This window comes from Mycobacterium sp. IS-836 (assembly GCF_001954275.1).
Classification (GTDB): Bacteria; Actinomycetota; Actinomycetes; order Mycobacteriales; family Mycobacteriaceae; genus Mycobacterium.
In genome coordinates this window covers 57854-79943 of the sequence record NZ_MBEU01000004.1, presented here as the reverse complement: position 1 = coordinate 79943, position 22090 = coordinate 57854, and the positions used below count along the sequence as shown (strand labels likewise).

Annotated in this window: 21 protein-coding genes; 4 read left to right on the top strand and 17 right to left on the bottom strand. The window is 67.8% G+C overall.

The genetic code is table 11. The features are described 5' to 3' along the window. Positions 1-3: 3 nt before the first annotated feature. Positions 4-1002, bottom strand: coding sequence for a Rieske 2Fe-2S domain-containing protein (locus tag A5747_RS02070; RefSeq protein ID WP_076122019.1), 999 nt, complete (start codon positions 1000-1002; stop codon positions 4-6). 146 nt (positions 1003-1148) lie between these two features. Here A5747_RS02070 and A5747_RS02065 point away from each other — a divergent pair, with 146 nt between their 5' ends. Together A5747_RS02065 and A5747_RS02060 are read left to right on the top strand one after the other, a co-directional pair. Next, on the top strand, positions 1149-1739 hold the full coding sequence (locus A5747_RS02065; RefSeq protein ID WP_076122018.1) for a TetR family transcriptional regulator: 591 nt from the start codon (positions 1149-1151) through the stop codon (positions 1737-1739). Beyond that, positions 1736-2248 carry a GNAT family N-acetyltransferase gene (locus A5747_RS02060; protein ID WP_076122017.1) on the top strand — a complete coding sequence of 171 codons (513 nt, stop codon included), beginning with the start codon at positions 1736-1738 and terminating at the stop codon, positions 2246-2248. Before A5747_RS02065 ends, A5747_RS02060 begins: the two co-directional genes overlap by 4 nt. A 5-nt stretch (positions 2249-2253) precedes the next feature. Here the strand turns inward: A5747_RS02060 and A5747_RS02055 are convergent, their stop codons facing one another. The 6 genes from A5747_RS02055 to A5747_RS02030 all read right to left on the bottom strand — a co-directional run bounded on the left by A5747_RS02055 (position 2254) and on the right by A5747_RS02030 (position 8661). Beyond that, positions 2254-3336, bottom strand: coding sequence for a PDR/VanB family oxidoreductase (locus tag A5747_RS02055; protein ID WP_076122016.1), 1083 nt, complete (start codon positions 3334-3336; stop codon positions 2254-2256). A 28-nt stretch (positions 3337-3364) separates the two neighbouring features. Continuing rightward, complete coding sequence (locus A5747_RS02050) at positions 3365-5140, bottom strand: SDR family oxidoreductase (protein ID WP_076122015.1); 1776 nt, start codon at positions 5138-5140, stop codon at positions 3365-3367. Positions 5141-5143: 3 nt separating this feature from the next. Further along, the gene (locus A5747_RS02045; protein ID WP_076122014.1) at positions 5144-6064 is read right to left on the bottom strand and encodes a metal-dependent hydrolase; all 921 of its coding nucleotides are present in this window, start codon (positions 6062-6064) and stop codon (positions 5144-5146) included. Between the two features lie 91 nt (positions 6065-6155). Further along, entirely contained in the window at positions 6156-7613 is a 1458-nt protein-coding gene (locus A5747_RS02040) for an NAD(P)/FAD-dependent oxidoreductase (RefSeq protein WP_076122013.1), read from the bottom strand. A gap of 18 nt (positions 7614-7631) precedes the next feature. Then, the gene (locus tag A5747_RS02035; protein ID WP_076063616.1) at positions 7632-8117 is read right to left on the bottom strand and encodes an SRPBCC family protein; all 486 of its coding nucleotides are present in this window, start codon (positions 8115-8117) and stop codon (positions 7632-7634) included. A gap of 16 nt (positions 8118-8133) precedes the next feature. Continuing rightward, complete coding sequence (locus tag A5747_RS02030; protein WP_076122012.1) at positions 8134-8661, bottom strand: Lrp/AsnC family transcriptional regulator; 528 nt, start codon at positions 8659-8661, stop codon at positions 8134-8136. A gap of 67 nt (positions 8662-8728) precedes the next feature. On the opposite strand from A5747_RS02030, the gene ald reads away from it, so the two are divergent. Then, complete coding sequence (ald, locus tag A5747_RS02025; RefSeq protein WP_076122011.1) at positions 8729-9856, top strand: alanine dehydrogenase; 1128 nt, start codon at positions 8729-8731, stop codon at positions 9854-9856. Position 9857: 1 nt separating this feature from the next. Here the strand turns inward: ald and A5747_RS02020 are convergent, their stop codons facing one another. The 5 genes from A5747_RS02020 to A5747_RS02000 all read right to left on the bottom strand — a co-directional run bounded on the left by A5747_RS02020 (position 9858) and on the right by A5747_RS02000 (position 16133). After that, a complete protein-coding gene (locus tag A5747_RS02020; protein ID WP_076122010.1) occupies positions 9858-10895 on the bottom strand; it encodes a nitronate monooxygenase in 1038 nt (345 codons plus the stop codon). A 4-nt stretch (positions 10896-10899) separates the two neighbouring features. Further along, positions 10900-12267 (bottom strand): pitrilysin family protein, encoded by a 1368-nt coding sequence (locus tag A5747_RS02015; RefSeq protein ID WP_076122009.1) that lies wholly within the window; start codon positions 12265-12267, stop codon positions 10900-10902. Next, the gene (locus tag A5747_RS02010; RefSeq protein ID WP_076122008.1) at positions 12248-14521 is read right to left on the bottom strand and encodes a polyribonucleotide nucleotidyltransferase; all 2274 of its coding nucleotides are present in this window, start codon (positions 14519-14521) and stop codon (positions 12248-12250) included. Before A5747_RS02010 ends, A5747_RS02015 begins: the two co-directional genes overlap by 20 nt. Positions 14522-14801: 280 nt before the next feature. Continuing rightward, positions 14802-15071, bottom strand: a complete 270-nt coding sequence (rpsO, locus tag A5747_RS02005) for a 30S ribosomal protein S15 (protein ID WP_076063605.1) — start codon at positions 15069-15071, stop codon at positions 14802-14804. A gap of 90 nt (positions 15072-15161) precedes the next feature. Then, positions 15162-16133, bottom strand: a complete 972-nt coding sequence (locus tag A5747_RS02000) for a bifunctional riboflavin kinase/FAD synthetase (RefSeq protein ID WP_076122007.1) — start codon at positions 16131-16133, stop codon at positions 15162-15164. Positions 16134-16204: 71 nt separating this feature from the next. Here A5747_RS02000 and mntR point away from each other — a divergent pair, with 71 nt between their 5' ends. Further along, the gene (mntR, locus tag A5747_RS01995) at positions 16205-16912 is read left to right on the top strand and encodes a manganese-binding transcriptional regulator MntR (protein ID WP_076122006.1); all 708 of its coding nucleotides are present in this window, start codon (positions 16205-16207) and stop codon (positions 16910-16912) included. Here the strand turns inward: mntR and A5747_RS01990 are convergent. From A5747_RS01990 to A5747_RS01970, 5 genes are read right to left on the bottom strand one after another with little or no spacing between them, the layout of a single operon-like run. After that, entirely contained in the window at positions 16909-18165 is a 1257-nt protein-coding gene (locus tag A5747_RS01990; RefSeq protein ID WP_076122005.1) for an acyl-CoA dehydrogenase family protein, read from the bottom strand. The two genes, mntR and A5747_RS01990, sit on opposite strands and share 4 nt — an antisense overlap. Before the next feature lie 4 nt (positions 18166-18169). Continuing rightward, positions 18170-19372 (bottom strand): lipid-transfer protein, encoded by a 1203-nt coding sequence (locus A5747_RS01985; protein WP_076122004.1) that lies wholly within the window; start codon positions 19370-19372, stop codon positions 18170-18172. A 54-nt stretch (positions 19373-19426) separates the two neighbouring features. Next, positions 19427-20332: a tRNA pseudouridine(55) synthase TruB gene (gene truB / locus A5747_RS01980; protein ID WP_076122003.1), complete on the bottom strand. Its 906-nt coding sequence runs from the start codon at positions 20330-20332 to the stop codon at positions 19427-19429. Further along, the gene (locus tag A5747_RS01975; RefSeq protein ID WP_076122002.1) at positions 20329-21024 is read right to left on the bottom strand and encodes a 4'-phosphopantetheinyl transferase; all 696 of its coding nucleotides are present in this window, start codon (positions 21022-21024) and stop codon (positions 20329-20331) included. The genes truB and A5747_RS01975 overlap by 4 nt, the downstream gene beginning before the upstream one ends. Next, positions 21021-21998, bottom strand: a complete 978-nt coding sequence (locus A5747_RS01970; protein WP_076122001.1) for a metallophosphoesterase — start codon at positions 21996-21998, stop codon at positions 21021-21023. The genes A5747_RS01975 and A5747_RS01970 overlap by 4 nt, the downstream gene beginning before the upstream one ends. Between the last annotated feature and the right edge of the window lie 92 nt (positions 21999-22090).

Genomic DNA, 22090 nt, shown 5'->3' with positions numbered 1-22090 from the left:
AATTCAGCCTTTCTGGGATGCGGCGTAGAACTGCTTGGCCCACTTGCGGATCGCGGTGAAACCCTCGTACTCGTCGGTGGCCAGCGCGGGTGGATCCGAATAGCGCTGGTGCTGCCAGATTTCGACGTCTTGCTCGAACTGGCGGATCACTTCGCGGCCGAATTCCTGCGCCTTGGTCGCGGCTCGGGCCGGATCTTTGCCCGCGCCGGCCTTAGGGCGGCCGATGTAGACCATGAACCGGACGTCGGAGGTGCGCTCGTCGACCGGCGTGATCGCCGAGATGGTGCGGTTGTCGACCATGCCCCAGCTCTTGGTCACAGCGATTCCCAGGCCGCCGTTGATGGCCTCCACCCCGCTGTTGACGTCCTCGATCTTCTGGCCGTCGTCGCCTTCGAAGGTGATGGTGAAGTCGACGAAGGAGACCGGCTCGTCGAAGTCGTGCCGGGTGAAGACCGGCACGATCGGGGTGTTGTGCACGAACTTGAAGTGCGCGAAGTCGACGCCGTTTTCCAGCACGTATTGCGGGTGCAGCTCGAGACTTTCGCGGTACAGGCGCTGCTGTGGGTAGTAGTCGTCGGCGCTGCTGCCGTCGCCGAAGGCGGCGAACACGTCGGGCGCGTCGAAATAGGGCTCGCGACGCTCGGCGTCGTGCCAGATGTAGACCGACTCGTTGCGCTCGACGACCGGATAGGTGCGGATGCGCCGGCCGCGGTTGGGATGGTCCTGATACGGGATGCACACGTTGCGGCCCTGCAGGCTCCACTGCCACCCGTGGAACGGGCACTGCAGCACCTCGCCGACCACCTTGCCGCCGTACCCCAGGTGCGCGCCGAGGTGCTCGCAGTAGGCGTTCATCACGGTGAGCTCGCCGGATTCGGCGCGCCAGGCGACCATCTCCTGGTCGAAGTACTTCATCCGGTGCACGTCGCCGACGCCGATCTCCTCGGACCAGGCGACCTGGAACCATCCAGTCGGTTTCATCGACAACGGCGGCTTAGCCATTTAAACCTGCCATCAGACCTGTCCTCGCCACAGAATCACAGTACCGTCTATGAAAATGTTAGGCTAGGCGGGTGCCCGAAACCAAAGCCGCCGGTCGACGCCCCAATCGGCGCCCCAATCGGCGGGGCAACGCGACCCGCGAGAGCATGCTGGAGGCCGCGCTGCGGTCTCTGGCATCGGGCGAGCCGGGCTCGGTGTCGGCCAACCGCATCGCCAAGGACATCGGCGCCACCTGGGGCGCCGTGCAGTACCAGTTCGGCGACACCGACGGTTTCTGGGCCGCGGTGCTGCATCGCACCGCCGAGCGGCGGGCCGCGACCTTCTCCACGCTGTCGGCACCGGCCCACCCGGACGCGCCACTGCGGGAGCGTGTCGGCGCGATCATCGAAACGCTCTACCGCGGCCTGGCGTCGGCGGATTCACGCGCGATCGAGAATCTGCGGGCCGCACTGCCCCGGGACCCCGGCGAGCTCGAGCGTCTCTACCCGCGAACGGCCACCGAATTGTTCTCCTGGGGCAAGAGCTGGCTGGAGACCTGCCAGCACGCCTTCGCCGGTCTCGACGTCGACGCCGACCGGGTACGCGAGGTGGCCGCCCTCATTCCCGGCGCGATGCGCGGTCTGGTGTCGGAGCGCCAGCTGGGATCGTACGCCGACCTCGACATGGCGCGTCGGGGTCTGACCAACGCACTCGCCGCGTATTTGGAGGGTGCCACTGGAAAAATGAACCCAGAATGATCAGGATCCGTGCAGCCACACCGGCCGATTTCGCGGATGTCGCACGGATGCACTATCCCGTGTGGCGGCAGTCGTGGTCCGGGATACTGGCGGAGCACCTGCTCGACATGCTCGGGTCGCCGCGGCGCTGGGCCACCGAGACTTACCCGCAAGACCTCAGTCGGCCCGGCTGGTCCATGTGGATCGCCGAGGCCGACGGCAAGACACTCGGCGTGACCATCTTCGGACCCGACGAGGCCAATCCCGAAGACCTGCAAATCGACGCGCTCTACACCGCGGAGGAAAGCCAGCGCCGCGGCATCGGCACCCGCCTCCTCGACACGGCCGTGCGCGCCAACCCCTCCGGCGACGTGATCTTGTGGTGCGCCGAAAGGAACTGCAAGGCACGCGAATTCTACGAGAAGCGAAACTTCCGCCTCGACGGCCGCACCCTGATTTGGAAGCCGCTGCCCGACGTGCCCGTGCCGCATGTGGGCTACCGGCTGTATCGATCACCGGCACAAGACTGAGGCTGTCAGGCGTCGATGACCAGACGATCGCCCTTTGCCCGCGACACGCAGACCACCATCTCGTCGTTGCCGACCGCGGTTCGGCCGCGGTGATCGACTTGTCCGGCAAGGACTTTGACCTTGCAGGTCCCACAGAAACCCTGTTGGCAGGAGTAGGCGGTCGTCGGATCGTTGTCGAGCATCACGTCCAGCGCGGACCGGTTAGCCGGCACGCGCAGCACCCGGTTGGAGCGCGCGAGCTCGAGCTCGAAGGGCACGCCGTCGATCACCGGCGGCGGGCTGAACCGCTCGTAATGCAGTGGCGCATCGGCATGTTCGTTGCGGGCCACCCGCACCGCTTCCAGCATGCCGGTGGGTCCGCACACGTACACCGCCGTCGTCGGCCCGGCGCCGGCCAGTAGGTCGTCCACGCCGGCCACCCGGCCGTGCTCGTCGTCGGCCCACACGGTGACCCGCTCGGGCGCTTCCGCGACCACCTCGTCCAGGAACGGCATGTAGTCGCGGCTGCTGCCGGCATAGACGGCGCGCCAGTCGATTCCGCGCTGCTGGGCGACCCGCAGCATCGGCAAGATGGGTGTCACCCCGATGCCGCCGATCACGAACAGCACGTCGCGCTCGGCCGTGCCCAGATAGAACGCGTTACGCGGTCCTTCGAACACCAACGTGTCACCCACGTCGTACGCCTCGTGCATCTCGATCGAACCGCCGCCGCCGTCGGCGATCCGGCGGATGGCGATCCGGTAGTCGGTGCGCCGCCCGGGCGGACCGCACAGCGAGTACTGCCGGCGGCGGCCCGACGGCAACTGGACGTCGATGTGCCCGCCCGGCGTCCAGGACGGCAGCAATCCGCCGTCGGGATCGGCCAGCGTCAATGCCACGACGTCGGGCGCGACGAGTTCGCGTTCGGTGACCACCGCGGCCTGCGTCCGCCGCACCGGCTTGACCCGCGACGGCTCCCATCGCGAGACCGAGGCGAATCCGCCGATCACCGTGCGAATCCCCCACAGCACCGTGCCCAGCCGATCGCGGTCGCGGCGGCCATAGAGGTCGGCGGGCCTAGATCCCCAAATGCTTTCCGGCACAGTCAAATCCCTAGCGCTGGTCCTATTTCTCGCCCTACTTCTGCCGCAGGTCGAAACGCGCGAACAGCCGGATCATCGACGGACTGATGCGGCGCATCGCGTAGCCGATCCTGGACTCGGCGGCGATCGGCAACACGGCCGGGCCGCGCTCGATGGCCTTGACGATCGCCCGGGCGGTGGCTTCCGGCGTGTAGTTGCGGCGCCGGTAGGCCGCGTCGGCCTTGTCCCGGGCGCGCGCCTGCTGTTCGGCCGACATGCCCGCGTAGATGGTGCTTTTGGCGATGTTGGTATTGACGAACCCCGGGCACACCGCCGTCACCGTGATCCCCTCGTCGGCGAGGTCGGCCCGAAGCGATTCACTGAACGCCAGCACGGCCGCCTTCGTCGTGCTGTAGGCGACCATGGATTTCGACGGCAGGAACGCCGCCGCCGACGCCACGTTGATGATCGTTCCGCCCTCGCCCCGCTCGACCATCTGGGCGCCGAACGCCCTGCTGCCGGAGATGACACCGCGGACGTTGACGCCGATGATGTCGTCCCAGTTCGCCGACGTCGTCTCCAGGAACCGGCCGGCCATTCCGATGCCGGCGTTGTTCACCAGGATGTCGACGACGCCGTGCTCGTTGAGGACTTGTGCGGCAAGGTTATTCATCGCGGATTCGTCGCTGACGTCGGCCTGGTACACCGCGGCCTCGGCGCAGGCCGCGCGAACGGCGTCCGCGGTTTCACGGGCCGCGGCGAGGTCGCGATCGACGATCACCACCTTGCGGGCGCCGTGCCGGGCCAGTTCCACCGCGGTGGCTTTGCCGATGCCGGCGCCCGCCCCGGTGACAAGGGCGAGCTTGCCTTGCACCTCGCGCGGACCGCCACGCACACCCAGCCCGGCGGGCGCGCCGCTGATGGTCTGGTCGACCCATTCGGCGGTCAGCCGCGCGATGACCTCTGGGCGCGAGGTCACCACCCAGTGCCCACCCTCGATCGAAATCACCCGGCCGCCATCGGGTATCGCGCCGGTGAACCGCTGCAGGGCCGGCGTCACAAAGATGTCCCGGCGCGGCACCAGCACCTGGACCGCCACGGTGGTTTTGGGCAGCTCCGGCCCCGGCGACAAGAACGGCGCGGGCATGTTCTCCCGGTACAGGTTGAGCCCATTGACATAGTCGGCAACAGAACGCGGCGCCTTGTGGTGTTGGGTTCGCGTGCTCGACCGGCCGATACGTTCCAGAGCTTCAACGACTTTCACGCCCAGACGCGAGCGAAACGCCAACTCCGGCACAACCGGACACAGGAAGAAACCGATGTACCCCGACGACACCAATTGCCTGGCCACCTGGGCCACCGTCCGAGGCGTGCGCCCGGACCGCAGGAAGGCGCCCGCGTATCGCAGATGCGGCCCTGAGATCGACGTGAACGAGGCGACCCTGCCCATCACCGAGTCGCCCATCACCGGATCATCCGTGACGGCGGCCCAGGCCTGAATCGAGCCCCAGTCGTGGGCCAGCAGGTGGACCTGCTGCACCCCCAGGCTGTCGATCACCGCGCCGATATCGGACACCAGTTGCCCGAAGGCGTATCCGGATCGTCTTGCCGGACGGGATGATTCGCCGGCTCCGCGCACGTCGTAGGCCACGACGTTGTAGCGCCCCGGGTAGCGCGCGCCGAACTCCTCGGCCACCGGATCCCACACATGGTGGTTGTCGGGATAGCCGTGGATGGCCAGGATGGTCGGGCGCGCCGGGTCGATCTCGGTGTAGGCGTGTACCGCCAGCTCGACGCCATCGGACGCGGTGATGCGGGACGTGGTGCTCATAGATCAGTGCGAGGCGCGGGCGGCGGGCGAGAGGGCTAGATAGTCGACCGCGAGCCCCAGCCCGCCCAGCTGTGACGGATGGAACCCCGGCCGGTAGTAGTCGGCGACGACCCGGATGAATCGCATGGGCCCTGGAACGAGGCCGCGCCGGGCCGCCCTGAAGTAGTCCCGCCAACGCGGTTTGGTGCCGGGCGGCAGCTGCGGGTCCACCGAGTACATGAACCGCACCCCGCGAATCCACAGCCACAGCATCGCCGGCGTCACCACCAGCTGGGCGCGCACCTGCCGCCAGTGTCCGGCCCGCAAGTGCTTCATGGTGTCGAAGGCCACCGCCTTGTGCTCGACCTCTTCGGCGCCGTGCCACCGCAGCATGTCCAGCATGGTCGGGTCGGTGCCGATGGCATCGTGCGCCGGGGCGTTCAGAATCCACTCACCCAGAATCGCGGTGTAGTGCTCGATCGCCGCGACTAGGGAGACCTGCTCCAGCAGCCAGCTGCGCTGTCGCCGCGGGCTCCACCGCGGCCGTTCGCCCAGCAGCTTTCCGAACAGCCAGCCGATCTGGCCGGTGTAGGGCGTCACGTCGACGCCCCGGGCGGCGAAGTGGTCGAGCACCCCCGAGTGCGCCTGGGAATGCACGGCCTCCTGACCGATGAACCCCTGCACATCCAGCCGCAGCTGATCGTCTTTGATCAACGGCAACGTCCTCTTGAAGACGTCGACGAAAAACTCCTCGCCCGCCGGCAGCAGCAGGTGCAACACGTCGAGGACGTGGGTGGCAAACGGCTCGCCGGGCACGTAGTGAAGCGGCAACTTGGCCCAGTCGAACTCCACGTCGCGAGCCTCGAGAACGAGGCGCTCGTGGTCCAGCGACGTCCCGGACCGGCCATAGTGCGGACCGGCGGCCTGGTCGTCGACGGTGAACATCACGGGCAAGTATAGTGACTCGGCCCAGATATGCGAAACCGCCGGTACCGGGTTTTGCGCCCCAGGGATTTCCGCGGGATTCCCGACGGATTTAGGCCAGCTCGTACTGGCTGGGATCGGGGTTGGCCAGCATGGAGCGGTGTTCGGCCGGGGTGAGCGGCCACACCTCGGGCACCCCGTCTTTGTTGAGGTACCAGCTGTTACAGCCGGTGGTCCACACGGTGTCCGGCATCGCGGCACGCAGCTTCGCGTTGAAACGCTCGGTCGCCGAGGCCGTCGGCTCGATCGTGTCGAATTCGCCGCGGCGCCAGCGCTCGATCCAGCCCAGGATGTGGTCGGACTGTGATTCGGCCACCGTGGTGAGCGCCAGGTTTCCCACCGGGCTGTGCGGCCCGAGCATCATGAAGAAGTTGGGAAAGCCCGACAGGGCGACCGTTTGGTAGGCCCTCGGACCGTCGCGCCAGACGTCGTTGGCGCGGATGCCGTCCCGGCCGATCAGCTCCATCGGCCGGAAGAACGCGTGCGTGTCGAACCCGGTGGCGAACACGATGATGTCGGTCTCGTGCAGCACGCCGTCGTCGGTGACGATGCCCCGCGGCTCCACGTGGTCGATGCCGGCGGTGACCAGTTCGACGTCGTCGCGCTGCATCGCCCGGTAGAAGCCGTTCGACATCACCAGCCGTTTGCACGCCGGCGTGTAGTCCGGTGTCAGGGCCCGGCGCAGTTCGGGATCGCGCACCTCCCAGAGGCTGGCGCGGCACAGCGCCGCCATGATCTTTCGGCGCAGGCCTGGCTTGATCAGTCCCACCGAGAAGAAGTCGTAGGCGCGGCTGTACCCGCGGTACGCCAACCCGTCGAGCCACGGGATCTTCCGCCGGGTAATGGCGGTGAACCTGCTGTAGCGGGGATTGGCCAGCCGCAGCACCCATTGCGCGGTGCGCTGGAACATCGTGACGTGACCGGCCAGCCCGGCCAGGCCGCAGACGAGCTGGACGCCGGTGGATCCGTTGCCCACCACCGCGATTCGGCGCCCCCGCAACGTGACGTCGTGATCCCAGCGCGCCGAATGGAAGAGGTGGCCGGCGAAGTCGTCCAGGCCGGGGATCGACGGCATCCGGGGGTGATGCAGCACGCCGGTGGCCGAGATCAGGAAGTCCACGGTGGACTCGTCGCCGGCATCTGATCCAGGGCGCGTGCGCAGCACCCAGCGGCCGTCCTCGAAGTGGGCATGGGTGACTTCGGTGCCGAACCGGATGCGGTCCCGCAGCCCGAAGCGATCGGCGATGGCACAGAAATAGGACTGGATTTCGCCGCCCGGCGAGAACAGGTGCGACCAGTCGGGTTTGCGGGCGAACGAGTACTGGTAGACCCGCGAGGGTATGTCGCAGACCAGGCCGGGATAGGTGTTCTCGCGCCAGGTGCCGCCTACCTCGTCGGCCTTCTCGTAGATGGTGACATCGGTAATCCCGCTGCGCAGCAACGCAATTGCGACGCACAACCCGGACATGCCGGCTCCGACGACGGCTACGGCGGGATCGCGTCTTGTCATCGGTGCCACCCCCTGGAGTTACCCGCCCTCGGCGCGCTGCTTGAGGCGCTGCAGGGTGAGCTCGATGTGTTTTCTGTTGGCGGCCACGCGGTCGGTCACGCCGGTGGCCCTGCCCGCGAGCTTGGCAAACCAGCCGGGCCTGCGGTCCCAGGTGCTTTCGGTGACCCGGCACCCGCCGCCCGACGCGTCCAAATCAAGCGCCGCCAAGTCGGTGATGTCGTATTGCCACCGTGCGATCGGGAAGACCGTGTGCCGCACGTCGAACGCGAAGGTGCGGCCCGGCTCGGCGTCGGTGACGGTGCATTTCGTGCTCCACCGCTTGCCGCCGTTTTGGTTGTGCCCGACGAACACCGCACCGGGGCGGACGGCGTCACCCTTGAGCCATTCCATCGCCACCGCCTCCTCGGCAAGCGACGCCAGCGTCGGCAGGTCGGTGATGAGCCCGTAGACCACGTCCGGGCGGGCGTCGATCTGAACGCTGGCCGACACACAGGGCTCACTCATTGGTGGATCATATGCCCTAGATGGGCGCCGCCCCACGGAGATGTTCGAAGATCAGCGACGTCTGGGTGCCGGCGACGTCGGCGTCGGCGTTGAGGTTTTCGACCACGAACGAGCGCAGGTCCTGGGTGTCGCGCGCGGCGACGTGCAACAGGAAATCGTCTGCGCCGGCGAGGAAATAGACGTCCATCACCTGCCGCCTGCGGCGGATCTGTGCGATGAAGCTGCGGATCTTGCCGCGCGCGTGGGACTGCAGGCTGACGGAGATCATCGCCTGCAGGGGCATCCCCACCGCGACCGGGTCGATGTCGGTGTAGAAACCCCGGATGACGCCGAGGTCCGTCAACCGGCGCACCCGGCCATGACACGTCGACGGCGCGATCCCGACCGCCTCGGCGAGCGCGTTGTTGGGGATGCGCGCATCGGCGTGCAGCAAACCCAGGATCCTGCGGTCCACGCCGTCCAGATCGACAGGCACATCAATGGGCCGAACATCCTTCGGTGAATCGTCCGGGGCAGCCGCTGGTTTCGCTGTCTTATCGGCCATATGTGTACTTTATAGAATTATCGTCAGCATGTTTGAAGGCTCTCCGAACTTTCTTCACACTTGAGCCATGCGCGTCGGCGTGGTGACCGAGACCAAGAACAACGAATTCAGGGTGGCCCTCACCCCGTCCGGCGTGGTCGAACTGACGCGCCGCGGCCACGAGGTGCTCGTGCAGGCGGGCGCCGGCGAGGGCTCGGCAATCTCCGACGCGGATTTCAAGGCGGCGGGTGCCCAGCTGATCAACACCGCCGGGCAAGTGTGGTCCGAGGCCGATCTGCTGCTCAAGGTCAAAGAACCGCTGCCCGACGAGTACGCCAGCCTGCGGCGCGGCCAGACCCTGTTCACGTTCTTGCATTTGGCCGCATCGCGCGCCTGCACCGAGGCGTTGTTGTCGTCCGGCACGACCTCGATCGCGTACGAGACCGTCCAATCGGCCGACGGCGCGCTGCCGCTGCTGGCGCCGATGAGCGAAGTCGCGGGCCGGCTTTCCGCGCAGGTCGGGGCGTATCACCTGATGCGGACCCACGGCGGGCCTCCCCATCGTCGCGGCGTGCTGATGGGCGGGGTGCCCGGCGTCGAACCGGCCGACGTGGTGGTGATCGGCGGCGGCACCGCGGGCTACAACGCCGCCCGGGTGGCCACCGGCATGGGCGCGGCGGTGACGGTTTTCGACGTCAACATCGACAAGCTCCGCCGGCTCGACGCGGAGTTCGGCGTCGCGGTCCGCACCCGCTACTCATCGGCCTACGAGCTCGAAGGCGCCGTCAAAGCGGCCGACCTGGTGATCGGCGCCGTCCTGGTGCCAGGCGGCAAAGCGCCCACGCTGATCTCGAATTCGCTTGTCGCACATATGAAGCCGGGCTCCGTATTGGTAGACATCGCGATCGACCAGGGCGGCTGCTTCGAGGACTCCCGGCCGACCACCCACGATTGCCCGACGTTCGCCGTGCACGACACGCTGTTCTACTGTGTGGCGAACATGCCCAGCGCGGTACCGAAGTCCTCGACCTTCGCGCTCACCAACGCGACGATGCCGTATGTGCTCAAGCTCGCCGACCAGGGCTGGCGGGCGGCATGCCGCTCGGATCCGGCTCTGGCCAAAGGGCTTTCGACGCACGACGGCGCGCTGCTGTCCGAGCGGGTGGCCGCCGACCTGGATTTGGCGTTCGCCGAACCGGCGAGCGTGTTGGGCTAACCTACTCCACGAGCCCGGCGATGATGTCCGCCGCGGGCCCGGGCTGGGCGTCCTTGAACCCGGTTCCGGCCCACAGGTTCATCCCGTTCGGGTCCCCGCGTTCGGCCGCCGCCGCCCGGATCGGCGCCGTCATGTGGTTGACCTCCGGATAACCCAGTGGCGCAACACGATCGAGCAGGCGGATGAACTGATTCTCCAAGCTTCGCGCATACCGGCCGGAGAAGGCGCGCGTGACGATGGTGGCGGTGAAGAGCGGATGCTTCAGGGCAGAGCGGTGTGCGGCATGGGTGCCGGCTTCGTCGCTGAGTAGCAGGGCGGTGCCCACCTGCGCGGCCACCGCTCCCCTGTCCAGGACCGCGGCGACGTCCTCGGCGGTGCCCAGCCCGCCCGCCGCGATGAGCGGGACGTCGTGTGCCTTGCGGATCCGGGCGAGCAGGTCGTGCAGCGACTCGGTATTGGGCTCCATGTCCGGTGCGAAGGTGCCGCGGTGCCCGCCGGCGTCCGGGCCCTGGACCACCAGGCTGTCGGCGCCCGCGGCGAGGGCGATGCCCGCCTCGTAGGCCGACGTCACCGTGACCATGACCAATAACCCCAACGCGCCGAGCCGGCGAATGACATCCGGCGACGGCACACCGAACGTGAACGACACCAGTTCCGGGCGTAGATCGGCCACCACCTCGAGCTTGCGCTCCCAGTCGTCGTCGTCGCCTGATTGGGGGTAACCCACCTCGACGTTGTAACTGTCGGCGATCTCGTCAAGTTCATCCGCGTAGTACTCGAGCTGGACCCAGTCGGCGACGCTGGGTTGGGGCACAAACAAGTTGACGCCGAGCGGGCCGGTGGTGGCGGCGCGCGCCTTGCCGATGTCGTCGGCGAACTGCTCCGCGCTGAGGTACCCGCCGGGTATGAAACCGAGTCCGCCCGCGTTGGTCACCGCCGCAGCTAACGCCGGGGTGCCCGGACCTCCGGCCATCGGCGCGCCGACGATGGGCACCATGATGTCCCAGAAGCCCAGTACCCGCTGGCCGACCAGTACCATCGGGCTAATTTACCATCGCCCGAAGTTGTTGGGGCAGCGATCGTTTCGAGGCATACGGCCCCAAAACCGCGGCGCCATAGCGCTTGCGCAGCAGCCGGTGCGCCACCGCGTTGACCTCCTCGACAGTCACTTCGTCGATTTGCCGCAGGGTGTGTTCGATGCTGCGGTGCTTGCCGTAGTTCAGTTCGCTGCGGCCGATGCGGCTCATCCTGGAGCTGGAATCCTCCAGGCCCAGCACGATCCCGCCCCGCAACGAGCCCTTGGCGATCCGGCATTCCGCTTCGGTGATGCCGTCGCGTGCCACCGATTCGAGCACCGCGGATGTCACTCGCATGACGTCGGCGAAACGCTCGGGCAAACACGCGGCGTACACCGAGAGCGCACCACTGTCGGCGAAGATGTCCAGCGCCGAGTACACGGAGTAGGCCAGCCCGCGCAACTCTCGAACCTCTTGGAAGAGCCGCGAACTCAGCCCGCCGCCCAGGGCGGTGTGCAGCACCGAGAGCGCCCAGCGGTGCTCCCAACCGCGCCCGGGTGTGCGCACGCCCAGGGACACGTGGGTCTGCTCGGCGTCGCGTCGTCCCAGCACCAACCCGCCGCCGCCACCGTTCACCCGTCCCGAGCCCTTTCGGGGCGCAACGGGGTGACGACCGCGGACCAATCGAGGCCCGAAGTGCTCGCGCACCAGCGCGACCACCTCGTCGTGGTCCACGTTGCCGGCCACCGCGACGACCATGCGTTCCGGCGTGTAGCGCCGCAGATGGAACGAGTGCAGCTGGGCGCGCGTCATCGCCGACACCGATCGCGCGGTGCCGATGACCGGCCGGCCCACCGGGTGATCGCCGAACAGCGAGGCCAGGAACATGTCGCCCAGCGCGTCCTCGGGGTCGTCGTCGCGCATCGCGATCTCCTCGAGGACGACGTCGCGTTCCAGCTCGACGTCGTCGGCGGCGCAGCGGCCGTTGAGCACCACGTCGGCGACGAGGTCGACGGCGAGCTCCAGATCGCTGTCGAGCACGTGCGCGTAGTAGCAGGTGTGCTCCTTGGCGGTGAAGGCGTTCAGCTCCCCGCCGACCGCGTCCATCGCCTGCGCGATGTCGACGGCGTTGCGGGTCGGGGTCGACTTGAACAGCAGATGCTCCAGGAAGTGCGCCGCCCCGGCCACGCTGGCGCCCTCGTCGCGCGACCCGACGCCGACCCAGACCCCGACCGACGCAGAACGCACCGCGGGCAGGTATTCGGTGACCACCCGCAAGCCGCCCGGCAGCGTGGTGCGGCGCAGCCCGGAGCTCGTCGCCTCGACGTAGTGACTACCCCTGCGCAACGCGCCCGCAGGGTCAGCTGCTGGCCTTCTAGACGGAACTGGCGGCATCGGCTGGCGCGGTCTCCTGAGGAGCTCCGGCATCGGCGGGTGCTGCGCTTTCTTCAGCCGCGTCTTCCGCCACCAGGACCAGCGAGATCTTGCCGCGCTTGTCGATATCGGCGATCTCGACCCGCAGCTTGTCGCCGACGTTGACGACGTCCTCGACCTTCGCGATCCGTTTGCCCTTGCCGAGCTTGGAGATGTGCACCAGACCGTCGCGTCCGGGCAGCAGCGACACGAATGCACCGAAATCCGTTGTCTTGACGACGGTTCCGAGGAATCGCTCCCCAACCGTCGGCAGCTGCGGGTTTGCGATGGCGTTGATCTTATCGATCGCGGCCTGCGCCGAGGGCCCGTCGGTGGCGCCGACGAACACGGTGCCGTCGTCCTCGATGGAGATCTGCGCGCCGGTCTCCTCGGTGATGGCGTTGATGACCTTGCCCTTGGGGCCGATGACCTCACCGATCTTGTCGACCGGGACCTTGATGGTGGTCACCCGCGGCGCATACGGGCTCATCTCGTCGGGGGCGTCGATGGCCTCGGCCATCACCTCGAGGATGGTGAGCCGGGCGTCCTTGGCCTGCGCCAGCGCACCCGCGAGCACCTGCGACGGGATCCCGTCGAGCTTGGTGTCCAGCTGCAGCGCGGTGACGAAGTCCTTGGTGCCGGCGCACTTGAAGTCCATGTCGCCGAATGCGTCTTCCGCCCCGAGGATGTCGGTCAGGGTGACGAAGCGGCGCTCGGTCTTGCCGTCTACCTCGACGTCGTCGGAGACCAGCCCCATCGCGATGCCGGCCACCGGCGCCTTGAGCGGCACGCCGGCGTTGAGCAGCGCCAGGGTGGAGGCGCAGACCGATCCCATCGAGGTCGAGCCGTTGGAGCCCAACGCCTCGGACACCTGGCGGATGGCGTACGGGAATTCCTCGACGCCGGGCAGTACCGGGATCAAAGCCCGCTCGGCCAGCGCGCCGTGCCCGATCTCGCGCCGCTTGGGCGAGCCGACGCGGCCGGTCTCGCCGGTGGAGAACGGCGGGAAGTTGTAATGGTGCATGTAGCGCTTGGACGTCTCGGGTCCCAGCGAGTCGATCTGCTGGGCCATCTTGACCATGTCCAGCGTGGTCACCCCCAGGATCTGGGTTTCGCCGCGCTCGAACAGCGCGCTGCCGTGCGCGCGGGGAACGACGGCGACCTCGGCCGAGAGCGCGCGGATGTCGGTGATGCCCCGGCCATCGATGCGGAAGTGGTCGGTGAGGATGCGCTGTCGCACCAGCTTCTTGGTCAGCGAGCGGAAAGCGGCGCTGACCTCCTTCTCGCGGCCCTCGTAGGTCTCGGCGAGACGAGCCAGCACCTCGGCCTTGAGCTCGTCGGTGCGCGCGTCGCGCTCGGCCTTGCCGCCGATGGTCAGCGCCTTGGCCAGCTCGTCGGTGGCCACCGAGGCCACCGAGTAGTACACGTCGTCCTGGTAATCCGGGAACGTCGGATATTCAGCGACGGGCTTGGCGGCGGCCCCGGCCAGCTCCTCCTGCGCGGTGCACAGCGCGGCGATGAACGGCTTGGCGGCCTCGAGGCCTTGCGCCACAACGGTTTCCGTCGGCGCCTGGGCGCCGCCCTCGACGAGCTCGATGACCTTTTCGGTGGCCTCGGCCTCGACCATCATGATCGCGACGTCACCTTCGACCTTGCGGCCCGCCACCACCATGTCGAAGACGGCCCGCTCGAGCTGCTCGACCGTGGGGAAGGCGACCCAGGTGCCGTCGATCAGCGCCACCCGCACGCCCCCGATGGGGCCGGAGAACGGCAGACCGCTCAGCTGGGTGGAGGCGGACGCGGCGTTGATAGCCAGCACGTCGTACAGGTCGTTGGGGTCCAGGCTCAGGATCGTCACGACGACCTGGATCTCGTTGCGCAGCCCGTTGACGAACGACGGGCGCAGCGGGCGGTCGATGAGCCGGCAGGTCAGGATCGCGTCGGTGGAGGGCCTGCCCTCGCGGCGGAAGAACGAGCCGGGGATACGCCCCGCGGCATACATCCGCTCCTCGACGTCGACCGTCAGCGGGAAGAAGTCGAAATGCTCCTTGGGAGACTTGCTGGCGGTGGTCGCCGACAGCAGCATGTTTTCGTCGTCCAGGTACGCGACGACGGCACCGGCGGCCTGCTGGGCCAACCTGCCGGTCTCGAAACGGACGGTGCGGGTGCCGAAGCTCCCGTTGTCAATGGTGGCGGTCGCCTCGAAGACGCCCTGTTCAATTTCAGCTACAGACATAACGTTGTCCGTACGGCCTCTCTGGGTATTCAGCTATTTCGCGCGCCCACGCATCACTCGGAGCCAAAGTCTGAATGCGGCTACGGCCATCGATCGAAGCGGCCGACCTACCCCAGATCCGGGGAGCCCGGCAGCCACTACCGAAGACCGCCCGATACAGACCGGGCTGCTCCCTTGTGACATGCGTACTAACACGCTGGAACGGCACACGCGGATCTGCGCGAACCGCACCGTTTGCCCAGGCCGAATCGGCCCAGAACGCTCCCACTCTACACGGGGGTCAGCGGCGCAGCCCGAGCCGCTCGATCAGCGAGCGATACCGCTCGACGTCGATCTGGGAGATGTACTTGATCAGCCGGCGCCGGCGCCCGACCAGCAGCAGCAATCCCCGCCGGGAGTGGTGGTCATGCTTGTGCACCTTGAGGTGCTCGGTCAGGTCCGCGATCCGCTTGGTCAGCAGCGCGATCTGCGCCTCGGGGGATCCGGTGTCGGTGTCATGCAAGCCGTACTGGCTGAGAATTTCTTTTTTCTGCTCGGCAGTAAGCGCCACGAAGTAACTCCATCAATTGGTCCGCGATCATGGATTCTCGAGCGCGGCCACCGCGAACCGCAGCACGCGCCGATGTCGTCCGGCAGTTTATCAGCCCGTGAGCAGGGCGCGCGCCCGCTCGGTGTCCTGGCCCATCGCGGCGACGAGGTCGGCCACCGAGTCGAACTTGTGCTGTGGGCGGATGCGTGCGACGAAGTCCAGGGCCACATACTGCCCGTACAGGTCGGCGGTGGTGTCCAGGACGAACGCCTCCACGGTGCGGGTGCGTCCGGAGAAGGTCGGGTTGGTGCCGACGGACACCGCGGCCTGGTAGCGCTCGCCCGGGACGACGGTGCCGGTCATCGGTCCGGGGCCAAGCACGGTGAACCAGGCGGCGTACACGCCGTCGGCGGGGATGGCCGAGTACATCGGGGGCGCCACGTTCGCGGTGGGAAAGCCCAGCTCGGCGCCACGTCCGTGGCCCCGGACCACGACGCCCTCGACGCGATGCGGGCGGCCCAGCGCCTCGGTGGCCGCCACCATGTCGCCCGCGTCCACGCAGGACCGGACGTAGGTGGAGGAAAAGGTGACGGTCTCGCTGTCGTGGTGCTCGGAGAGCAGCGACATCGACTCGACCGCGAAGCCGAATCGCTCACCGGCCTTGCGCAGGGTGTCGACGGTGCCGGCGGCCTTCTTGCCGAACGTGAAGTTCTCCCCCACCACGACTTCGACCACGTGCAGGTTCTCCACCAGCAACTCATGGACGTAGCGCTCCGGGGTGAGCTTCATGAAGTCGCTCGTGAACGGCATCACCAGGAAGACGTCGATGCCCAACTCCTCGACGAGCTCGGCGCGGCGGGTCAGCGTCGTCAGCTGGGCGGGATGGCTGCCGGGATAGACCACTTCCATCGGGTGGGGGTCGAACGTCATGAGCACGGCCGGCACGTTGCGGGTGCGGCCGGCCTTCACCGCGTGCGCGATGAGTTCGGCATGGCCGCGGTGCACACCATCGAACACGCCGATGGTGACCACGCATCTGCCCCAGTCCGTGGGGATCTCGTCCTGGCCCCGCCACCGCTGCACGACCGCAAGCCTACGGCGCCGGGTGGCCGGACAGCACGCCAGATCAGGCACGGTTGCCTAAACTTCCGGTTGTGAGGGCTGACGAAGAGCCTGGCGGTCTCACCGCGGTTGGCCAGGACTATCTGAAGGTCATCTGGAATGCCCAGGAGTGGTCCCCCGCGGGGGCCCCGCAGAAGGTGAGCACCAAGATGCTGGCCGAGAAGATCGGGGTCTCCGCCAGCACGGCGTCGGAGTCGATCCGCAAACTCGCCGAGCAGGGCCTGGTGGACCACGAGAAGTACGGCGCGGTGACCCTGACCGAGGCGGGGCGGCGGGCGGCGCTGGAGATGGTGCGCCGGCACCGCCTGCTGGAGACGTTCCTGGTCAACGAGCTCGGCTACGGCTGGGACGAGGTCCACGACGAGGCCGAGGTGCTCGAACACGCGGTGTCGGACCGGTTGGTGGCCCGCATCGACGCCAAGCTGGGATTTCCGCAGCGCGACCCGCACGGCGACCCGATCCCGGCCTCCGACGGACGGGTGCCCACCCCGCCGGCCCGTCAGCTCTGGGCGTGCGGCGACGGCGACACCGGCACGGTGGCCCGCATCTCCGACTCCGACCCGGAGATGCTGCGCTATTTCGACAGCGTCGGGATCAATCTCGACTCGCGGGTGCGGGTGCTGACCCGCCGCGAATTCGCCGGCATGATCTCGGTGGCGATCGAATCCGCCGACGGCGCCGAGGCCACCGTCGACCTGGGCAGCCCGGCGGCCAGGGCGATCTGGGTGACCCCGGTTTAGTCGGTTAGCAGGCCCTTGGCGATGTGGGTGACCTGAACCTCGTTGCTGCCGGCGTAGATCATCAGTGACTTGGCGTCGCGCGCCAGCTGCTCCACCCGGTACTCGGCCATGTAGCCGTTGCCGCCGAACAGCTGCACGGCCTCCATCGCGACCTCGGTGGCCGCCTCCGACGAGTACAGTTTGATCGCCGACGCCTCGGCCAGGGTCAACGGTTTACCGGCCTGTTGGCGCTCGACGATCTGAAAGACCATGTTCTGCACGTTCATTCGGGCGATTTCCATCTTGGCCAGCTTGAGTTGGATCAGCTGGAACTGCCCGATGTTCTTGCCCCACAGCGTTCGGCTCTTCGCGTAATCCACGCAGAGGCGGTGACATTCGTCGATGATGCCCAGCGCCATCATCGCGATGCCGATCCGTTCGGCCGCGAAGTTCGCCCGGGCGCTGTCGCGGCCGTCGCCGTCGTCGTGCCGTTCGCTCTCGCCGAGCAGCCGGTCCGGGCTCAGGCGGACGTTGTCGAAGAACAGCTCGCCGGTGGGCGAGGACATCATGCCCATCTTCTTGAACGGCTTGCCCTGCGTCAGGCCCGGCATGCCCGAGTCGAGCACGAAGACCAGCACGGGGCGGTTCCGCTTGTCGACCTTGCTATCCGGGGAGGCGTCACCCTCGTCGAGCTTCGCGTACACGACCAGGACGTCGGCGTAGGGCCCGTTGGTGATGAACGTCTTCTGCCCGTTGAGGATGTAGTCCGCGCCGTCCCGCCTGACGTAGGTCTTCATCCCGCCGAACGCGTCCGAGCCCGAATCCGGTTCCGTGATGGCCCACGCCGCGATCTTTTCCAGCGTCATCAGCCCGGGCAGCCAGCGTTCCTTTTGGGCCAGCGTCCCGCGGCTCATGATGGTCGCCGCGCCCAGGCCGAGGCTGACCGACGCGGTGGAGAGCAATCCGATGCTGACCCGGGCGATTTCGGACACCAGCACCGCGACCATCGATCCCTGCGCGCCGAAACCGCCCGTCCCGTCCTGCTTTTCGTCGAGCGCCTCGCCCGCTTCCTTGGCCCGCTCGCGGTCCAGCATCTTCTTGACCGCCTCGGCGGCCATGACGTCGAGACCGAACTGGCTGAACAGCTTTCGCGCGATCGGATACGGCGACATCTGGCCGGTTTCCAACTCGTCCAGATGCGGGCGGATCTCCTTGTCGACGAACTGGCGAACCGAGTCCCGAACCATCAGGTCGGTGTCGGACCACTCGATCATGGGTTCAGCGTTCGGCGCGCTGGTATGCCGTCACGACGGCCGCGCCGCCCAGGCCGATGTTGTGTTGCAAAGCGGCGGTGACGTTGTCGACCTGACGCTTGTCGGCCGCCCCGCGCAGCTGCCAGGTCAGCTCGGAACACTGCGCCAGCCCCGTCGCGCCCAACGGGTGCCCCTTGGAGATCAGTCCGCCCGACGGGTTGACCACCCAGCGGCCGCCGTAGGTGGTCTGGTTGTCGTCGACCAGCTTGGGCGCCTCACCTTCCCCGCACAGGCCGAGCGCCTCGTAAAGCAGGAGTTCGTTGGCGGAAAAACAGTCATGCAGCTCGATCACCTGGAAGTCCTCGGGACCGAGCCCGGACTGGTCGTAAACCCGTTGGGCGGCTTGCACATTCATGTCGTAGCCGATGATGTTGCGGGCGCTGCCGTCGAAGGTGGACTCGAAGTCGGTGGTCATCGCCTGCCCCACGATCTCCACCGCCTGCCCCGCCAGGCCGTGGTTGCCCACGTATTCCTCGCTGGCCAGCACCACCGCGGCCGAGCCGTCGGAGGTCGGCGAGCACTGCAGTTTGGTAAGGGGGTCGGAGATCATCTTCGCCGCCAGGATGTCGTCGAGGGTGTACTCCTCCTGGAACTGCGCGTACGGGTTGTTGACCGAGTGCTTGTGGTTCTTCAGGCCGATCTTGGCGAAGTGCTCGGCGGTGGTGCCGTACTTCTTCATGTGCTCGCGGCCGGCCGCCCCGAACATCCACGGCGCCACCGGGAAAGCGAATTCGTCGATCTCGGCCAACGCCTTGACGTGCTTGCCCATCGGCGATTCCCGGTCCTGGGCACCGCCCTGCAAGGGCCCGGGCTGCATCTTCTCGAAACCCAGCGCCATGGCGCAGTCCGCGATTCCGCCGCGGATGGCCTGCGCCGCCAGGAAAAGCGCCGTCGAGCCGGTGGAGCAGTTGTTGTTGACGTTGACGATCGGGATGCCGGTCATGCCCAGCTCGTAGAGGGCCCGCTGCCCGGACGTCGAGTCGCCCGCGACGTAGCCGACGTAGCCCTGCTCGATGTCGCGGTAGTCGACCCCGGCATCCTCCAGGGCCTTGGTGCCGGACTCCCGCGCCATGTCCGGGTAGTCCCAGCCCTCTCGGCGGCCCGGCTTCTCGAATTTCGTCATGCCGACGCCGACGACGTAAACCTTGTTGGACATCTTGCTGGACATCGTTGTCCCCTTCCGAACCGTAGCCCGTCTAGCTACCCGCGACCCAGCGTATGCCTACAGCGTCGCGGGCCGTATCACCACCACCGACTTCGTGCGCGATCCCTCGTCGCGCAGCAGCGCCATCACCCGGCCGTCGGGGTCCGTGGCGGCATAGACGCCGTCGACACCGGCCGGCGAAAGGGACCGGCCGTTACTCGTCGCCTCGGCCTCCTCGGCGGACAGCTCGCGGCGCGGAAACATCAGCAGACACGCCTCGTCGAGCGTCCAGCTCAGCCTAGAAGAGGCGTCGCGCTCGGCCAGCTCGTCGAGTGAGTGCGCCTCCTGCAGCGTGAAGCGGCCGACGCGGGTGCGCCGCAACGACGTCAGGTGTCCGCCGACACCGAGTGCGGCGCCCAGATCGCGCGCCAGTGCGCGGATGTAGGTGCCCGACGAGCAATCGACCTCGATGTCGAGGTCGACGAGAGGGCCGTGGCGTCGAACGTCGGACACCTCGAGCCGGTCGATGCGCACCGGCCGGGCCTCGAGCTCGACCTCGTGGCCCTCGCGGACCAACCGGTAGGCGCGACGCCCGCCGACCTTGATCGCGCTGACGGCCGACGGCACCTGCCGGATCTCACCGCGCAGCCCGGCGACCGCGGCCGCGATCGCCTCGCCGGTCACCCGCTCGGCCGAGACACTTTGCAGCAGTTCACCTTCGGCGTCCTCGGTGGACGTGGTCTGGCCGAGGCGGACGGTGGCGGCGTACGACTTCGACGCCGCCGTCAGCAGGCCGAGGATCTTGGTGGCGCGGTCGACCCCGATCACCAGCACGCCGGTGGCCATCGGGTCCAGCGTCCCCGCGTGTCCCACCCTGCGGGTGGAAAAGATGCGGCGGCACCGGCCCACCACGTCGTGGCTGGTCATTCCGGCCGGCTTGTCGATCACCACAATGCCGGAGCCGCCGGGGCCCGGTTCGCTCATAGCACGATCGCGGTCAGCACCAGCCCGCGCTCGACCGACCAGCGCCCCCGCAGCGCGGTCAGCGGCGGGCCCGACAGCGCGGCGGGATCGATCAGGATCTTGGACACGAACACCCCGGCGGTTCCGCCACCGGCCGGATCGACGTCGAACACCACGTGGGCGTCCTCGAAACCCAGCCAGCGCTTGGTCAGCGGGAACCAGGCCTTATACGTTGCCTCCTTGGCGCAGAACAGGATTCGATCCCAATGCAGGCCCTCGGGCAGGGCGGAAATCTCGTGGCGTTCCTCCTCCAGCGTGACGGCGTCCAGCACGCCGTTGGGCAACACGTCGTGTGGTTCGGCGTCGATGCCCACCGAGCGCACGGATGCGCTGCGCCCCACCACCGCGCCGCGATAGCCCGCGCAGTGCGTGAGGCTGCCCACCACGCCGTCGGGCCAGCACGGTTGTCCCTTGTCGCCCTTGAGGATTGGCACCGGCGGCAGCCCGAGCTCGCCCAGCGCGATCCGGGCGCAATGCCGGACGGTGATGAATTCGTTGCGCCGCTTGGCAACCGACCTGGCGATCAGCGGCTCTTCTTCGGGCAACGGGGCCAGCCCGGGCGGATCGGAGTACGCCTCCGCGTACGCCAGATCCCCAGACGCCAGATCCCCCGGCGCCGGCAGCACCGACGACACCAGCATCGGCTCGGTCATCGTGACTGCCGCTGGCGCAGCCGTTCCCGGAACTGCGTGGCCTGTTTGCGCATCTCGGGGGTGATCACGAAGTGACCGCCGAAGTCGTTGAGGTAGCCGGGCGCGTATTGCGGATCCGGCAGGACCTGGCGCAGCCAGGTGTACGGCTTGCGCCGCCGCCACTCCCGGGGGTAACCGACCGACACCTCCTCGAAGCGCACGTCGTCGTACCAGGTGGTCCGCGGGATGTGCAGGTGCCCGTAGACCGAGCAGACGGCGTTGTAGCGGGTGTGCCAATCGGCGGTCTTGGTGGTGCCGCACCACAGCGAGAATTCCGGGTAGAACAACGCGTCGCAGGGGTCGCGGACCAGGGGGAAGTGGTTCACCAGGACGGTCGGTGTCATCCAGTCCAGCTGTTCGAGGCGCGCGCGGGTGGCCGTGAGCCGCTCCCGGCACCAGGCGTCGCGGGTGGGGTAGGGCTCCGGTGAGAGCAGGAATTCGTCGGTGGCCACCACGTTGCGCTCGCGCGCGATGGCCAGACCCTCGGCTTTGCTCGTCGCCCCCTCGGGCAAGAAGGTGTAGTCGTAAAGCAGGAACATCGGCACGATCGTGGCGGGGCCGCCGCGTTCGGTCCACACCGGAAACGGGTGCTCGGGTGTGACCACGCCGAGCTCGTCGCACATGTGGACCAGGTAGTCATACCGCGCCCGGCCGAAGACCTGCGCGGGATCGCGATTCGTGGTCCACAGCTCGTGGTTGCCGGGGACCCAGATCACCTTGGCGAAGCGGCGTCGCAGCAGGTCAAGGGTCCAGCGGATCTCGTCGGTGCGTTCGGCGACGTCGCCGGCGACGATCAGCCAGTCCTCCGGCGACGACGGGTGCAGCGATTCGGTGACGGGCTTGTTGCCGACGTGGCCGGTGTGCAGGTCCGAAACCGCCCACAAGGTTGGTTGACCGGTCGGCTGTCCCCCGTTGCCCGACTGCTGACTTGCCACGACTAACCAGCCTAACGACCCGCTGCCCTAGGCGGGTTTCGGCCAGGGCCTTGATCGACGGATTAGAACGTGTTCTCGTTTCTCTGTGAGGC

What these genes read in the sequence shown, in the direction of transcription:
- A5747_RS02070 (WP_076122019.1), bottom strand. Translation starts at nt 1,002, where the DNA reads ATGGCTAAGCCGCCGTTGTCGATGAAACCGACTGGATGGTTCCAGGTC.
- A5747_RS02065 (WP_076122018.1), top strand. Translation starts at nt 1,149, where the DNA reads ATGCTGGAGGCCGCGCTGCGGTCTCTGGCATCGGGCGAGCCGGGCTCG.
- A5747_RS02060 (WP_076122017.1), top strand. Translation starts at nt 1,736, where the DNA reads ATGATCAGGATCCGTGCAGCCACACCGGCCGATTTCGCGGATGTCGCA.
- A5747_RS02050 (WP_076122015.1), bottom strand. Translation starts at nt 5,140, where the DNA reads ATGAGCACCACGTCCCGCATCACCGCGTCCGATGGCGTCGAGCTGGCG.
- A5747_RS02045 (WP_076122014.1), bottom strand. Translation starts at nt 6,064, where the DNA reads ATGTTCACCGTCGACGACCAGGCCGCCGGTCCGCACTATGGCCGGTCC.
- A5747_RS02040 (WP_076122013.1), bottom strand. Translation starts at nt 7,613, where the DNA reads ATGACAAGACGCGATCCCGCCGTAGCCGTCGTCGGAGCCGGCATGTCC.
- A5747_RS02035 (WP_076063616.1), bottom strand. Translation starts at nt 8,117, where the DNA reads ATGAGTGAGCCCTGTGTGTCGGCCAGCGTTCAGATCGACGCCCGCCCG.
- A5747_RS02030 (WP_076122012.1), bottom strand. Translation starts at nt 8,661, where the DNA reads ATGGCCGATAAGACAGCGAAACCAGCGGCTGCCCCGGACGATTCACCG.
- ald (WP_076122011.1), top strand. Translation starts at nt 8,729, where the DNA reads ATGCGCGTCGGCGTGGTGACCGAGACCAAGAACAACGAATTCAGGGTG.
- A5747_RS02020 (WP_076122010.1), bottom strand. Translation starts at nt 10,895, where the DNA reads ATGGTACTGGTCGGCCAGCGGGTACTGGGCTTCTGGGACATCATGGTG.
- A5747_RS02015 (WP_076122009.1), bottom strand. Translation starts at nt 12,267, where the DNA reads ATGCCGCCAGTTCCGTCTAGAAGGCCAGCAGCTGACCCTGCGGGCGCG.
- A5747_RS02010 (WP_076122008.1), bottom strand. Translation starts at nt 14,521, where the DNA reads ATGTCTGTAGCTGAAATTGAACAGGGCGTCTTCGAGGCGACCGCCACC.
- A5747_RS01990 (WP_076122005.1), bottom strand. Translation starts at nt 18,165, where the DNA reads ATGATCGAGTGGTCCGACACCGACCTGATGGTTCGGGACTCGGTTCGC.
- A5747_RS01985 (WP_076122004.1), bottom strand. Translation starts at nt 19,372, where the DNA reads ATGTCCAGCAAGATGTCCAACAAGGTTTACGTCGTCGGCGTCGGCATG.
- truB (WP_076122003.1), bottom strand. Translation starts at nt 20,332, where the DNA reads ATGAGCGAACCGGGCCCCGGCGGCTCCGGCATTGTGGTGATCGACAAG.
- A5747_RS01975 (WP_076122002.1), bottom strand. Translation starts at nt 21,024, where the DNA reads ATGACCGAGCCGATGCTGGTGTCGTCGGTGCTGCCGGCGCCGGGGGAT.